This is a genomic window from Okeania sp., assembly GCF_035285525.1.
GTDB lineage: Bacteria > Cyanobacteriota > Cyanobacteriia > Cyanobacteriales > Microcoleaceae > Trichodesmium.
Genome location: NZ_JAYKGW010000162.1, coordinates 52048 through 66959 on the forward strand (window position 1 = coordinate 52048; position 14912 = coordinate 66959).

Sequence of the window (14912 nt, forward strand, 5' to 3'; positions counted from 1 at the left end):
TCAGTTTACTACTAGACTGTAAAATATTGTATTAGGCAGTAGGGAAGTAGGAGAGAGATATTATTGTTGGGTTTCGTTCCTCAACCCAACCTAAATCGACTACAAAATTTCAGCTGAGTATTTACCGAAAAATTATTTTTTTAATCAAACCAACTTTATTTTTATAAGGAGCATATCGGATGTTTAAATCTAACCATAATCCCCTCTTCAACACACTTTTATAGTGAGAAAAAGTATCAAAACTAGCTTTGCCATGATAACTACCAATACCACTATTTCCTACACCTCCAAATGGTAAAGATGGCACTGCAAATTGCACTACAGTATCGTTAATACAAACATTTCCTGAAGAAGTTTCTCTTAAAATTTGCTCTTGTTTTTGTTTATTTAGAGAAAAAAAGTAAAGAGATAAAGGTTGAGGACGAGAATTAATCTGAGCGATCGCTTCATCTAAGTTTTCATATTCTAAAACAGGCAAAATAGGTCCGAAAATTTCTGACTGCATAATTGCCGAATCCCAATTAATTCCATCAACAATTGTCGGAGAAATATAACGTTCTTTTGAATTAATTTCACCACCAATAATAATTTTTCCTTCTTGTAAAAAATCATTTAATCTATTAAATTGCTTTTCATTAATTATTCGACAATAATCAGGACTATCAGCCGGATTTTCACCATAAAACTCTTTAATAAATTGTTTAATTTTTTCCAATAAATCAGATTTAACCGATTTATTTACTAACAAATAATCAGGAGCAACACAAGTTTGACCAGCATTAATAAATTTTCCCCAAGTAATACGTTTTGCCGTATATTCTAATTGAATATTATCATCAACAATACAAGGACTTTTGCCTCCTAATTCCAAAGTTACAGGAGTGAGGTTTTTGGCAGCAGCTTCCATAACTATTTTGCCTACCTTTGTTCCTCCAGTAAAGAAAATATAGTCAAATTTTTCTGCTAATAACTGTTGACTTATTTCCACTCCTCCGGTAATAGCAGCAATATAATTAGAATCAAAAGTCTTAGTAATTAAATCGGCAACAACCTCAGAGGTATTAACAGCTATTTCCGAAGGTTTAATAATCCCACAATTTCCAGCAGCGATCGCTCCTAATAAAGGAGATATTACTAATTGAAAAGGATAATTCCAAGCACCAATAATTAATACTATTCCTAGAGGTTCTGGATAGATTTTCGCTCCAGCAGGAAATTGTTCGATAGGAGTAGAAACTCTTCTCGGTTTTGCCCAAGATTTTAGTTTTTTAATGGCATCATTTATTTCTGTAAAAAAAGTCAGTTCAAAATAAGCTTCAAATTTTGGTCTATTCAAATCTGCTTTAACAGCAGCAGCTATTTTTTCTTGATAATTTGAAACTGCCTTTTTTAACTTTTTTAGTTGTTCTATTCTAAACTCAATATTTTTAGTTTTTCCTGTAGCAAAAAATTGACGTTGTTGGTTTAATATTTTGGTGATAGATGATTGTTCTAAAGACATATTTTTAATTGATATTTAGCGGTCATATCAAGCCCAATAAAAATGAACTTCGATATAGAAATCTTAAATGATTTCTGAAAAAAACTGTAGGGGTTTGGTTTCCAAATCCCCAAAATAAAATGTTATAGCGCTGTGGGCAGGGAACAGGGAAGGGAAGGAATAAATTGCTTATAAGACAGATTTTAGCTATTGGACAGTTCCTGTGATTTGTAAATATTAAGTGCGCACATTGCTATAGAAAGAAGCCAAGGATTTTAATCCTTGGCTCAAAGCTAAAGTCATCTTAAGATGACTAATATCCATTATTAATTATTAACTATTAGTTAGATGACTAATATTCATTATTAATTAGTCATTATTAATTAATTATTCCGCCTGACTAATACGACGGAGACTCAAAAAATCACTCAGATTTTTAATCTGAGTACAACTCCGTTCAAATTGTTGGCGATCGCTCACTTCAATACATAAATTAATCATCGCCGGATGACCAGGATTTGTTTTAACTTCAGCATTTTTCACATTAATATTATTATCCATTAAACGAGATAAAATATCTTTCAGAACACCCACTCTATCTATAACTTCAATAGAGATATTAACCGGATAAGTTTTAGGTCGTCCCTGATTTTCATTAGCAGTATTCCAACTAACAGGAACCAACCTTTCTCCAGGTACACCTTCCACATTATAACAACCTTGACGATGAATAGAAATACCATTCATACGAGTGACAGAACCAATAATAGATTCACCTGGAATTGGATTACAACAACCTGCTAAATGATACATTAACCCTTCCACTCCAGCAATAGGATGATAATTATTAGGAGAAGAAGTTTGAGTAGACTTGTTTAAATATTTTTGTGAATAAATATCTGAATTTTGCTCAACTTGGGTTACTTCTTTAGAGGCATCTCGTAAACGATTAACTACTAAATTTAAAGTTATTTCACCGTATCCTAAACCTGCCAATAAATCATCAACACTGTGATAATTTAATCTTTCAGAAACAAGTCGCATTTGCTCAGATTTAAGTAAAGATTCAAAACCTTTTTTACCCAATTCTTTTTCCAATAATTCTTTACCTCTAGCCAAATTTTCTTCTTTATGAGAACGTTTAAACCACTGACGAATTCGATTTTGCGCTCCACCAGTAACAGTAAAATTTAACCAATCTAAACTAGGATGACCGTTCTTTTGAGTCAAAATTTCTACAATATCACCATTCTTTAAAAGAGTATCTAAAGGTACTATTCTTTCATTCACTTTAGCACCTGTACAATGATTACCTATTTCTGTATGAATACGATAAGCAAAATCTATTGGTGTCGAACCATGTTTGAGGGAAATAACATCACCTTTTGGAGTAAAAACATAAACATCATCATCAAATAAATCATCCTTAACAGTCTCCAAATATTCTCGATCATCTTTCAGGTCACTTTGCCATTCTAATAACTGTCGCAACCAAGTAAATTTTTCATCTTCAGTAGTTATTTTCATATTACTATAACCACTTTCTTTATACTTCCAATGAGCAGCTATTCCATACTCAGCAATATGGTGCATTTCCAAAGTTCTAATTTGCACTTCTACTGGACGATTTGTATTACCTATTACTCCTGTATGTAATGATTGATAACGATTAGGTTTTGGCAGACCAATATAGTCTTTAAATCTTCCAGGAATAGGACGGTAAGAGTCGTGAACAATAGCTAAAGAACGATAACAATCTTCATTTTTTTCTACAATAATTCTCAGTCCAGAAATATCATAAACTTCGTGAAATTCTTTCTGTTTTAAATACATCTTTCGATAAATTCCATAAAGATGTTTAGGGCGACCACTAATTTCATAATATTCTATTCCTGCTTGCTCTAATTTTCGCCGTAAATTTTCTGTCATTTCTAACAATTTAGCTTCGCGATCAGCTCGTTTATCTGCTATTAATGTTTGTATTTCTCGATAAGCATTTGGTTCCAGATATTTAAAAGATAAATCTTCTAATTCCCATTTAAAACGACCAATTCCTAAACGATTTGCTAATGGTGCAAATATTTCTCTAGTTTCTAATGCTTTACTTAATTGTTTATCGGGAGGTAAATATTCTAGAGTTCTCATATTATGTAATCTATCTGCCAACTTCACAACAATGACTCTAATATCTTTTGCCATTGCCAAAAACATGCGACGAAAATTTTCAGCTTGTAGCTCTGTTTTGCTAGAAAAATTAAATTTAGAAAGTTTAGTTACACCTTCTACTAATAAAGCTACTTTTGCACCAAATTTTTGTTCTATTTCTCCAATAGTTATATCAGTATCTTCGACAATATCATGTAGAAAACCTGCAGCAATCATGGTACTATCACCACCAAGATATTTTAATAATCCTGCCACAGCTATAGGATGAGAAATATAGGGTTCTCCTGATTTTCGATACTGTCCTTTGTGTAACTCATAAGCAAATTCAAATGCTTGAGAAATTAATACTATATCTACTGGACAGTTGCTGATATTATCACTATTATTTCTGTGATTTATACATTCTTGCAACCAATCAGGAATTACAGATGAAATTTGAGGTTTAAGTGTTATAGTTTTTGTATCCATCATAAGTTTTTGAGAGTTAATATTTATCAGTTTTTAACAAGCATTTAATAAGCATTCAGCCGTCAGCTATCAGCTATCAGCATTTACCGAGAAGAGATAATTATTAATTGTTAATTCAGGACTTACGCAGATGAACCCAGAAACCCGCTACGAGGGTAGATTATTACTGCTCAAAACAACGATTTATCCTAGAAACCGGGTTTCGCATGGGTAAGTCCTATACAGATAATTATTAATTATTAATTATAGTAATCTTATTTCTGTTACAATATATAGGCTGTAACAATTTAAACACTATAAATACACTCTGATACTTTAGCCCATTGTTTGTGTAAGCATTCAGCTATTAGCATTCAGATCTCAGCTTTTTTAAGACCTTATTCTTAAGGACAAGGTTTAAAAATGAAGTTGGCAATAAGGTTTAATTCTGACTCTATTAATCAAGCCTTTATTACACCTTAAAAATAATAGCTGATAGCGCAGTTTCTCTGTTAGCGCAGCTACGACCCAGGAGGCAAAAAGCTGGCTGACTACTAAATGCTTACTTGTTTGTTGCCGATTCCCTAATTACCAAAAGGTGGCAATATTTTTACTACTAATAAAATAGAATTGCTATAGTAGTCTTATACTATATAGTTATGGTAAATAGTGAATTAAACTTTCATTGTACCATGATTGAAAATTAAAATCACTACTACAAATTATATTTTTGTATTTTCTTAAATAGAATAGGGAGAAATAATTAACAATTTCTAGATAATAATTTATTTTATTTTTAATTTTTGGATAAATATAATAGGGATACACTAATGCAGGTATCTATATCAATTAAATAGTTAATAATAGTCAGCATTCAGCCGTCAGCTTTAAATAAAAGCTATTCTGATACGGTTCCCGATAAATCAGAAATTTTTCTGAGTACAAAATTCAGTTTTCACTTTCTTTATTCGTTTAAATCTTTTCCTTAAAGTTGAGGTTTTTATTCCTGAATGCGAGTCGATTCCGCAGGCAAAGCTGAAACCTAATAGCTGAATACTTACTAATTTTTTTATAGGAAAATTATAAATATGAAAAAAATATTGATTTAGTTTTCTATTTTTGGAGATGTCTAATAATAGATAACAAAAACTATACCCTAATTAGGGTTTGCTTATGAAAAGTTTTTTTGTTGAGGTAGGAAGTAGTTGAAAAAAATAATTCCTTAATTTTTTTTTCCTCATTAGGCTAAAATAATATCTTTTTGAACCTTAGTAGCCTAAAAATTTGCACTTCTACGGTTCCCGATAAATCAGACCAAAAGCACTTACTTTTATCTATGAATACTTTGAGGTTGAATCAGCTAGCCCTAATTATCAATTATTAATTATCCATATATGTATGGTAAAAATATAGACAAATTTCGATTTATTTACACAATGTTATCAAAGGGGCAAAATGAACCATATCAAAAATTAAGTCAACTGTTACATCAGTGGCAGGAGAATATGGCCGAAATAGAACCATCAAAAATATTGGCCATAAATCAAGAAGTCCAACAATTGTTTGAGACTCAGATTATTAATTTAGATAACTCAGGACTAGACCAACCCATAGCATCCAAATTACAGTCTTATTTGACGGAGATTCATAAGCAACTTAGACTCTTGAATCTAGATGTTGCCTTTTTACAAACATCTCGAAATCCCCAAACCACAAAAAAGAGGTTGGCCAATATTAGCGATCGCCTAGAGACCCTCAAAGGCTATTGTTTGAGTATACTTACGTCAAGCTAAATTAACAAAAAATTAGGAAGAAACAGGATGAAAAGCCCTAAATACAATATAGAGTTAGAAGATGCTGTATTGAATGATACGATTCCGGTAAAATACTGTTCTAAGTCTACAGGTTTCTGGATTTCAGCGAAAGATTATGAATCCTGGTTAGCCAGTTTACCTTCATGGTATGTTCCGGAAGAAACATTGCCCTACTACAATCAATTTGAAGATTTTGTCCCTTCCCCTTTTGATGGTAAAGCAGGATTATGTCCTGAATGTGGTACTTATTTATCAAGAACGAGGATAAATATTAAGCAACCTTTTTATGTAGAACTTTGTATGAGTTGTGGAGGTATTTGGTTTGATAATGGGGAAGAATGGGAAATTTTAGAACAGCTTGGTCTTCATATTAAAATTCGCCAGATTTTTTCTAGTCAATGGCAAGAAAAAGTACGTCAGCATCAACAAGAAATGATTAATCGTGAGAATGTGATTGATAAATTAGGAGAAGAAATAGCACAGTATGTTTTTCAATTAGCAGAAATATTGGAAACTCATCCCCAAGCAGACTATGCTGCTACTTATATGTTACGCAGGTTTGAAAATAAAAGAAAGGAACTTAATAGGAAACTTCTTAGAAATAGTCAAAGTTAATTCAGTTATAGTTATCCGCAACTTAAAATACTGAAGTTTATTTTTTATTCCTCTGAAAAAGCTATCCATTATTAGGAACTCCTCAAACCCTTTTTTGATGGGAAGGAGGGTTAAATAATGAATAATGAATAATTACCTATTATTATAAAGAGAGGATTGATAAAAAGGAATATTTTTTCTTTTTTATCCATGAATGGAGAGGCTTTGTACTTTAATGAATAATGAATAATTACCTATTATTATAAAGAGAGGATTGATGAAAAGGAATTTTTTTTCTCCATGAATAGAGAAGCTTTGTACCTTTATTTTTCCATAATGAAATGATGGAGTAGGGCAAAATTATAGAAAAGCCTATTTGGAAATACTTAATACATTGTCTATTCTGGAAAATTGATTTAATGGCAGCTAAATAACTTATATTTTTTGTCAAGTTTTATTTTAAGAAAGGGGTAGGTTTAAAATATAGCGGATTCCACTTTAGTGAGGTACACCCGTCGCGAGCAAGATGCTCTAGAGACATTTAATTCTGAATATATGTACTTCATGTACCTGGAATATGCTGTATTATTGGCATTAATGGCAAAGATCAAATTTTTCAGGTATAAATTATTAAGATATTGACTTGGAAACGAATATTTTATATCTAAACACTAGATTGACTTCTGCTAAACTAAAATTTACTCAAAAAACATAGAATTTTTACTTATAAAATAATCAGAAAAATGTAAGCATTTCCTGGGAATACTTACATAAAAATGGCTAAGTGCTGACTCAAGATATCACTAATTAAAATAATAAATGAATCCTTTACTTAATATAGAAAATCTACGAGTAGCTTATCCCGAAAAAAGAGGAAAATCTCATTGGGCAATAAATAATGTTTCTCTAACACTGCAACCTGGTGAAAAATTAGGATTAGTGGGAGAATCTGGATGTGGTAAATCTACCCTGGGACGTGCTGCTATGAGATTATTGCCTAAGTCAGTACAAGTTGAGGGAAATGTCACTTTCGGGGATAAATCTGTCTTTGAGATGAACCCTTCTGAACTTAGAAAATTTCGTGGCGAAGCAGTAGCATTGGTTTTCCAAGATCCTATGACTCGCCTCGACCCATTAATGACTATTGGAGAACATTGTGTAGAAACTATTAAAGCACATCAACGTTTATCTAATTCTCAGGCCGAAAAAAAGTCTATAGAAACTCTGGAAACTGTTAATATTCCTGCTAGTCGTTGGTCTCAATATCCCCATGAGTTTAGTGGGGGAATGCGACAAAGGGTGGCGATCGCTTTAGCTCTTTTACTTGATCCTAAATTAATAGTAGCTGATGAACCTACTACTAGCTTGGATGTCACTATAGCATCTCAAATTTTGCAGGAGCTAACTAAACTTTGCGAAGAACGTCAAACTTCTTTATTATTAATTTCCCATGATTTGGCAATGGTGGCAGAATTTTGTGACCGCATTGCTGTTATGTATGGAGGTCAAATAGTAGAAATAGGTACAGTTCAACAAATTCTAAAGAACCCCCAACATGAATATACTAAATCTCTATTTGAAGCTGCTTTACATATTCAAGTTATTGAATCTAAATCTCCGAAAATTAAACTGAAAAAGTCTCAAGAAATCAGGGTTTCTAAAAAAGTTAAACCGATTTTACAAATCAAAGATTTAGTTAAACATTACAGTTTAGAAAGTAATTTTATAGATCAGTTATTTTCTTCTGGAAAAAGCCAACTTATTAAAGCTGTTGATGGAGTAAATTTAGATCTTTATTCAGGGGAAATATTAGGGTTGGTTGGAGAATCTGGTTGTGGTAAAAGTACCTTATCTCGAACTATTTTACAATTAATTAAACCTACTTCTGGTTCAGTAAAATTTCAAAGTATAAATTTAACTAATCTCTCCAACTCTGTATTACAAACACACCGTCGGGATATGCAAATGATATTTCAAGATCCCCTCGCTTGTCTCAACCCGATGATGACTGTCGAGCAGATAATAATTGACCCTTTATTTATCCATAATTTGGCTGATGGAAAGGAAGCAAAAATTCAAGTTGAGGAAATGTTAGAAAAAGTAGGCTTGACTCCAGTGGCAGAATATGGTAAGAGATATCCTTCGGAATTATCTGGAGGACAACAACAAAGGGTGGCTATTGCTAGAGCTTTGATTACTCGACCAAAACTGGTTATTTGTGATGAACCTGTGAGTATGTTGGATGCAACTATTCAAACTCAAGTTTTGGATTTAATGTTGGAGTTGAAGGATGAATTAAGTTTAACTTATTTATTTATTACCCATGATTTATGGGTAGCGAGGTTTCTTTGTGACAGAATTGCAGTTATGAATGGTGGAAAAATTGTTGAGGAAGGGAAAACAGAAGAAATATTTAATTATCCTCAACATTCTTATACTCAAACATTGTTAAATGCTGCACCACTATTACATAAATAAGAAGGAAGAAGGAAGAGGGAAGAGGGAAGAAGAAAAAAAGAAGAAAGAAGAAAGAAGGAAAAAATATTTGATTGGATAAGATAAACTGTTACAGCACTAGAGTGGAATCATCTGTCTGAGTTGGTTAATATCAAACCTGTTGGCTACGGTTCGCGATAAATTGGAGAATGAAATTCTACCATCAGAAAAGAGCTAAAAGTCCGAGTTTGTAGAGGGTTTGGAGACCAGGGTTTGGAGACCAGGGTTTGGAGACTAGGGTTTGGAGACTAGGGTTTGGAGACCAGGGTTTGGAGACCAGGGTTTGGAGACCAAACCCCTACGGGGAAATACTACTGGATTTGAGCTAACACAAGCACCCTGCTTATTTAAGACTAGAAACCTGTTTTATTAATGAATAATTACCTCTCTTTTTTAGGGAGAGGATTGACTAAAAGGAAAAGTATAATCAATGAAATATTTCAATCAAAACCAAGAAATTAAAACACAACAAACTCTAACTTCAACAATAGAAAAAAATAATTCATCTCTAGAAGCAAATTTACAGCCCCTACCCCTAAAAAGACCTTTATTATTGATAGGTCATGGTACAAGAGACACTGAAGGAAAACAAACTTTTTTAGATTTTGTTGAAACTTATCAAAATTTGGATAAATCTCGACCTGTAATACCTTGTTTTCTAGAATTAACAGGACCGACTATTCAAGAAGGAGTAGATAAATGTGTAGAACAAGGCTATACAGAATTATCTGCTTTGCCAATATTGTTATTTGCAGCTCGGCACAATAAATTTGATATTACTAATGAATTAGACCGAGCAAAACAACGACATCCTCAAATAAAATTCTACTATGGAAGACATTTTGGCATTACTCCCAAGATTATAGAATTGTGGCGATCGCGTCTCACAAAATTAGATGAAACTAACTTTAACCGCTCCCAAACAGTCTTATTATTTGTAGGCAGAGGTTCCAGCGACCCCGATGCTAATGGAGATGTTTATAAATTAGCTCGAATGTTATGGGAAGGTAGCGACTATCTAACAGTTGAAACCTGTTTTATTGGGATTACTCATCCTCGTTTAGAAGAAGGTTTTCGACGAGCAAGGTTATATCAACCTCAGCGAATTATTGTTGTGCCCTACTTTTTATTTACCGGAGTTTTAGTCAAGAAAATATTTGATATTACTGCTCAACAGCAAGAACAATATCCAGATATTTCCATGACTTGTTTACCAGAAATGGGAGCCCATCCAACATTATTAGAATTATTAAGAGACAGAGAAATAGAAACACAATTAGGAGAAGTAAAAATGAACTGTGAAATGTGTAAATTTCGGTTAGCTGCTGTTAGTAATGAAGAACATTCTCACGGTCATCATCATCATCATCATCACGACCATTCTCAGGGTCATCATCATCATAGTCACGACCATAATCATTCTGTGGTTGACCCTTATGCGGAACCCGAAAAATATCATCAACGTATTTGGCAAGTTCCTTAATAAGGATTGGTAAATCTAACTATGAAATCCGATCGGAAACCGGGTTTATTGGACTCAGAAACCCGGTTTCTTTAAGAAACCGGGTTTCTTCTTTCTAGTTGAAAGAAACCGGATTTCTTATAGTTGAAAGAAACCGGATTTCTTGTAGTTGTCATGTCGTCTAAAACGTCGTTAACGCAGTGATGCGAAGCGCAAAAACATACCCTACCAATAAGAAAGTCAAAAGTCAGGGGTGCATTTCATATTTGCAAAAATACTTTTTTTTCTATTCCTGATTCCCTATTCCCTGTTCCCTATTCCCTAAAAGCGATAAATTTATGAATTTTAAAAGTATCTTTCAACTACTCAAACAAACTGTTAAAGAATGGCAACAAGATAAAGCTCCTATTCTAGCAGCAGCTTTAACTTATCATACATTATTTTCCATCGCCCCATTGTTCGTTATTGCAGTAGCGATCGCTGGTTTTATCTTTGGCAAGTCTGCTGCGGAAGGAGAGTTAGTCACGCGATTAGAAGATTTTATGGGTCCGCAAGTTGCAGAAACTATTGAAAGACTGGTAATCAATATTTCTCGTCCTCAGTCAGGTATTATTGCTACTTTAATAGGTATTGCTACTTTATTTTGGGGGGCATCAAATTTATTTGCTCAACTCAAACTTGCTTTAGATATGATTTGGAATGTTACACCTCCACCAAACAGTGGTATTGGTCGGTTTATTCAAGATCGGTTATTGTCAGTGGCGATGGTATTAGGAGCAGGTTTAATTTTAATTTTATTATTGTTGGTTAGTGCTGTATTAACAGCAATAAATAAATGGCTAAATAGTATATTTGATACCCCAAGTGTTCTTTGGAGTGTGATTGATATTTCTCTTTCTTTTGGGATAGTAATGATCTTATTTGCGGCAATTTATAAGTTTTTACCAGATGTAAAAATAGCTTGGAGTGATATTTGGATTGGTGCAGGAATTACGGCTATATTATTCACTATTGGCAAAAGTTTAATAGGATTATATTTAGGTAATAGTGGGGTAGGTTCAGCTTATGGTTTTGCAGGTTCTTTAGTAATATTATTGTTATGGATAAATTATTCTTGGCAAATTCTATTTTTTGGAGCAGAATTTACTCAAGTTTGGGCTAATAAATATGGTTCAAGAATACAGAATAAACATAAAAAATTGATGGGAAATAACGATTAATTATAACTGATTAATTGGGATTTTGAGAATCGTGATTTTTTATCTCTTTATGTATAGCAGAGCCAATTTTTTTGAGGTACATCGGCGCGTTCAAGATGCAGGGTTCCCGATAAATCGGTGAAAAATCCCACTGAGAATATTTAATTATTAAATCAATACTTCATATACTTGGAATCTGATGTAAATCTAAAGCTAGGATTTTTATTGTCTGTAATGCTGGTATTATTGATAATAATAATGAAATATTAACTGACAATAAAATGACAGAAACAACAGCTAATTATGATGAAACGTGGAAAGCAGCTATATCTGAATATTTTGAATCTTTCCTAAGTTTCTTTTATCCCGAAATTCATGGCTCTATTAATTGGCAAAAAACACCGATTTCTCTAGATAAAGAATTAGAAGAAATTACTGCCTCAGCAACAATAGAAAAACGTTATGCTGATCTCTTGGTTGATTGGATATGGTTAGGGAACCCATCCATCCCTCGACCGCTAAATTATTTAAAGCATGGTTTTTAGACAATGAAGAAATCTGGATTTTGATTCATATTGAAGTCCAAAGTCAATATGACCGAGAATTTACTCAGGGAATGTATATCTATAAACTATCGAGCATTTGACTTGTACCATAAACCAGTAATTAGTTTAGCTATACTAGGAGATGAAAACCAATCTTGGCGACCAAGTTTCTATCAATATGGTTTCGGAAAAAGTTAAATGAGATTAGATTTTGCCATAGTCAAACTCTTAGATTATCAATGGGAGGAACTAGAAACAGATAATAATCCATTTGCTATGACAGTTATGGCACACTTAAAAACTAAGAATACCACCAGAAACCTGACAGAAAGAGAACAATGGAAATGGCAATTAGTCACAAGCTTATACGATAAGGGGTTAACTAAATTCGATATTATCAATCTGCTGAAATTCATTGATAAAATGATGACCTGATCCCCAAAATTAGAATCAAGTTTTAAAACCAAAATTAATCAATATGAGGAGTCACAAAAAATGGAATTTTTAAGCACTATAGGAGAAATAGATCAAGAAATAGCAGCCAAACAAACTTACCGACAAAGTATTCTTGATTTACTGGAAAAACGCTTTAATAATTTGTCAGAAACTCTGGTCAAAGCTATTAATAAAATTGATGATTTAGTCTGGCTAAAACCGTTAAATTTAGAAACAATTACTGTCAGTTCAGTTTCCGAGTTTGAGGAATTGATTAATAGGAGAAACTCCACAAATATTTAGAGGAAAATATCAGTTATTGTTGGGTAGCGCTATGGTTTTTTATGTTGCCTAGCCCTACCAAATTCACAAATAATCATATCTGCTGAAATTCATTTTCTAGTTTACCCCCTGAAACTTCCTCGTAAATTACAATAAATTACACAAAAAACTCAAGCTAAATTAAGTAGAGGAGTGGGGGAAACATAGCAACCATAAATGATTTGTGAAAAAAAACTGTAGGGGTTTGGTTTCCAAATCCCTTATTTGTTCGGGCTTGGAGACCAAACCCCTACTATAAAATCTTACAACCTATTTAGGATTACTATACTACCATATTTAAAATTTTTCCTTATTCCTTCTTACTTATTCCTTCTGAAAATAAATGACAAAAATAGCCTTATTTGGAACCAGTGCTGATCCACCAACAGTCGGACATGAAAAAATTATTAAATGGCTCTCTCAAAAGTTCGATAAAGTAGTAGTTTGGGCATCAGATAATCCTTTTAAATTTAATCAAACATCTCTAAAACAACGTTCGACAATGTTATCAATTTTGATTGAAAATATTGACCTAAATCAAAACAATATTTTTCTGCATCAAGAATTAAGTAGTCGTCGGACTTTAGAAACCGTTGAACTTGCCAGAAAAAAATGGGATAATGCAGAATTTACTCTAGTAGTAGGTTCAGATTTAGTTAAACAATTACCAAATTGGTATCAAATAGAAGAACTTTTACAGAAAGTAGAATTATTAATAGTACCTCGCCCAGGTATTGCCATAGAAAAAGCAGATTTACAGAAATTAAAGGAACTAACTACAGAAGTCAAAATAGCTTCTGTAGAAGTTCCAAATGTTTCCTCATCTGCATATCGCGAACAGGGAGATGAAATGAATATTACGCCTCCAATTAAAGATTATATATATAGACAGAAATTATATTAATGATAGAAAGCAACTACATAAAAAATGTCATTTTGAGTATCAATTAATCTCCTTAACTTCAAGCCTACTATATTATTTTAGTATCCCATTAATAAAACTGTCAAGATGAAAGCTGAAGTATTGTAGCTATATTTCTGATTATTTTTCTTTTTTTTCTTTCTTCTTTGCTTTGACTGATGAACAAAAAAACTCGAACTTTAACTGGATTATTTTTAACAACTTTCCTCCTAATCACAATTAACTTATTTTCTGCCCAAAATGCCGAAAGTAAATCGCCAAATCCTTTATCTCTTGGTTTCCAAATTATTAACAATTCTCCAGGAACTACTCTTTATCAAAAAGATTTAGATTATGTACAAGTTATTGATTTAAGTCAAGGCGCAAAAATCCATTTTATTTATGGAAATATCGCAGACTTAGGCACTAAAAAAGGAGCTTATGGCGGTAACGACCCACAATTTGAACGTCAGAAAATTTCACAAATATGGTCTAACTTCTCTTCCGAAAATTTCAATTTATTTTCCATTACTAACGGTCAATTTTTTAGAAATGATAAACACTCTTCTACAGGGTTAGCATTTCCTGTAAAGTCAGATGGAATTATAGTTAGTGATGGTTACGCAGGAGAAATAGAATTTTCTGATGAAAAGTTAATTTTAGAAGTCTGGAATGATAGAGCATTAATTAGTAGGTTTCAGCCACATAATTTCCAATTATCAACAGCACCTAATTTTATTGTTGGTTTACAGGAAAATGCTGATAAAGGAGTTCAAGATCAAACAGGTAGAACCTTTATTGGAGTTAAAGATAAAGATGGCGATCGCTTGAATGAAACAATCTTAATTTTTACTTCTAAAAAAGCAACTCAACTTCACGCTGCTAATGTTTTGAAAAGTTTCGGGGCAACTGAAGTAATAATGTTAGATGGTGGAGGTTCAACACAATTAATTTGTCAGGGAAATAGTTACATAGATTCACCAAGAACTATTCCCCAAATGATTGCTATTTTCAGTGGAAATATTATACAATAGAGATTGCTTCAGTAAGCA

General features: G+C 32.7%; 13 protein-coding genes. 11 read left to right on the top strand and 2 right to left on the bottom strand.

Features of this window, described 5'->3' with window-relative positions:
- Window positions 1-121: 121 nt before the first annotated feature.
- Both VKJ25_RS15460 and VKJ25_RS15465 read right to left on the bottom strand, forming a co-directional pair.
- On the bottom strand, window positions 122-1501 hold the full coding sequence (locus VKJ25_RS15460; protein WP_324237528.1) for an aldehyde dehydrogenase: 1380 nt from the start codon (window positions 1499-1501) through the stop codon (window positions 122-124).
- Between the two features lie 366 nt (window positions 1502-1867).
- A complete protein-coding gene (locus VKJ25_RS15465) occupies window positions 1868-4114 on the bottom strand; it encodes a RelA/SpoT family protein (RefSeq protein WP_324237550.1) in 2247 nt (748 codons plus the stop codon).
- Between the two features lie 1373 nt (window positions 4115-5487).
- Here VKJ25_RS15465 and patD point away from each other — a divergent pair.
- The 11 genes from patD to VKJ25_RS15520 all read left to right on the top strand — a co-directional run bounded on the left by patD (window position 5488) and on the right by VKJ25_RS15520 (window position 14894).
- Window positions 5488-5886, top strand: coding sequence for a heterocyst frequency control protein PatD (gene patD / locus VKJ25_RS15470; RefSeq protein WP_324237529.1), 399 nt, complete (start codon window positions 5488-5490; stop codon window positions 5884-5886).
- A 27-nt stretch (window positions 5887-5913) separates the two neighbouring features.
- On the top strand, window positions 5914-6522 hold the full coding sequence (locus tag VKJ25_RS15475) for a zf-TFIIB domain-containing protein (protein WP_324237530.1): 609 nt from the start codon (window positions 5914-5916) through the stop codon (window positions 6520-6522).
- Window positions 6523-7320: 798 nt separating this feature from the next.
- Window positions 7321-8979 (top strand): ABC transporter ATP-binding protein, encoded by a 1659-nt coding sequence (locus VKJ25_RS15480; RefSeq protein ID WP_324237531.1) that lies wholly within the window; start codon window positions 7321-7323, stop codon window positions 8977-8979.
- Window positions 8980-9427: 448 nt separating this feature from the next.
- Complete coding sequence (locus VKJ25_RS15485) at window positions 9428-10480, top strand: sirohydrochlorin chelatase (protein ID WP_324237532.1); 1053 nt, start codon at window positions 9428-9430, stop codon at window positions 10478-10480.
- A 317-nt stretch (window positions 10481-10797) separates the two neighbouring features.
- Window positions 10798-11679, top strand: coding sequence for a YihY/virulence factor BrkB family protein (locus tag VKJ25_RS15490; protein ID WP_324237533.1), 882 nt, complete (start codon window positions 10798-10800; stop codon window positions 11677-11679).
- A gap of 260 nt (window positions 11680-11939) precedes the next feature.
- On the top strand, window positions 11940-12203 hold the full coding sequence (locus tag VKJ25_RS15495) for a hypothetical protein (RefSeq protein ID WP_324237534.1): 264 nt from the start codon (window positions 11940-11942) through the stop codon (window positions 12201-12203).
- A 48-nt stretch (window positions 12204-12251) separates the two neighbouring features.
- Window positions 12252-12401 carry a hypothetical protein gene (locus tag VKJ25_RS15500; RefSeq protein ID WP_324237535.1) on the top strand — a complete coding sequence of 50 codons (150 nt, stop codon included), beginning with the start codon at window positions 12252-12254 and terminating at the stop codon, window positions 12399-12401.
- On the top strand, window positions 12402-12638 hold the full coding sequence (locus tag VKJ25_RS15505) for a hypothetical protein (RefSeq protein ID WP_324237536.1): 237 nt from the start codon (window positions 12402-12404) through the stop codon (window positions 12636-12638).
- Window positions 12639-12698: 60 nt separating this feature from the next.
- Window positions 12699-12941, top strand: coding sequence for a hypothetical protein (locus tag VKJ25_RS15510; RefSeq protein WP_324237537.1), 243 nt, complete (start codon window positions 12699-12701; stop codon window positions 12939-12941).
- Between the two features lie 361 nt (window positions 12942-13302).
- The gene (locus tag VKJ25_RS15515) at window positions 13303-13863 is read left to right on the top strand and encodes a nicotinate-nucleotide adenylyltransferase (RefSeq protein WP_324237538.1); all 561 of its coding nucleotides are present in this window, start codon (window positions 13303-13305) and stop codon (window positions 13861-13863) included.
- A gap of 176 nt (window positions 13864-14039) precedes the next feature.
- Complete coding sequence (locus VKJ25_RS15520) at window positions 14040-14894, top strand: phosphodiester glycosidase family protein (RefSeq protein ID WP_324237539.1); 855 nt, start codon at window positions 14040-14042, stop codon at window positions 14892-14894.
- Window positions 14895-14912 lie beyond the last annotated feature (18 nt).

What these genes read in the sequence shown, in the direction of transcription:
- VKJ25_RS15515 (WP_324237538.1), top strand. Translation starts at nt 13,303, where the DNA reads ATGACAAAAATAGCCTTATTTGGAACCAGTGCTGATCCACCAACAGTC.
- VKJ25_RS15460 (WP_324237528.1), bottom strand. Translation starts at nt 1,501, where the DNA reads ATGTCTTTAGAACAATCATCTATCACCAAAATATTAAACCAACAACGT.
- VKJ25_RS15520 (WP_324237539.1), top strand. Translation starts at nt 14,040, where the DNA reads ATGAACAAAAAAACTCGAACTTTAACTGGATTATTTTTAACAACTTTC.
- VKJ25_RS15510 (WP_324237537.1), top strand. Translation starts at nt 12,699, where the DNA reads ATGGAATTTTTAAGCACTATAGGAGAAATAGATCAAGAAATAGCAGCC.
- VKJ25_RS15485 (WP_324237532.1), top strand. Translation starts at nt 9,428, where the DNA reads ATGAAATATTTCAATCAAAACCAAGAAATTAAAACACAACAAACTCTA.
- VKJ25_RS15495 (WP_324237534.1), top strand. Translation starts at nt 11,940, where the DNA reads ATGACAGAAACAACAGCTAATTATGATGAAACGTGGAAAGCAGCTATA.
- VKJ25_RS15500 (WP_324237535.1), top strand. Translation starts at nt 12,252, where the DNA reads ATGACCGAGAATTTACTCAGGGAATGTATATCTATAAACTATCGAGCA.
- VKJ25_RS15490 (WP_324237533.1), top strand. Translation starts at nt 10,798, where the DNA reads ATGAATTTTAAAAGTATCTTTCAACTACTCAAACAAACTGTTAAAGAA.
- VKJ25_RS15480 (WP_324237531.1), top strand. Translation starts at nt 7,321, where the DNA reads ATGAATCCTTTACTTAATATAGAAAATCTACGAGTAGCTTATCCCGAA.
- patD (WP_324237529.1), top strand. Translation starts at nt 5,488, where the DNA reads ATGTATGGTAAAAATATAGACAAATTTCGATTTATTTACACAATGTTA.
- VKJ25_RS15475 (WP_324237530.1), top strand. Translation starts at nt 5,914, where the DNA reads ATGAAAAGCCCTAAATACAATATAGAGTTAGAAGATGCTGTATTGAAT.
- VKJ25_RS15505 (WP_324237536.1), top strand. Translation starts at nt 12,402, where the DNA reads ATGAGATTAGATTTTGCCATAGTCAAACTCTTAGATTATCAATGGGAG.
- VKJ25_RS15465 (WP_324237550.1), bottom strand. Translation starts at nt 4,114, where the DNA reads ATGGATACAAAAACTATAACACTTAAACCTCAAATTTCATCTGTAATT.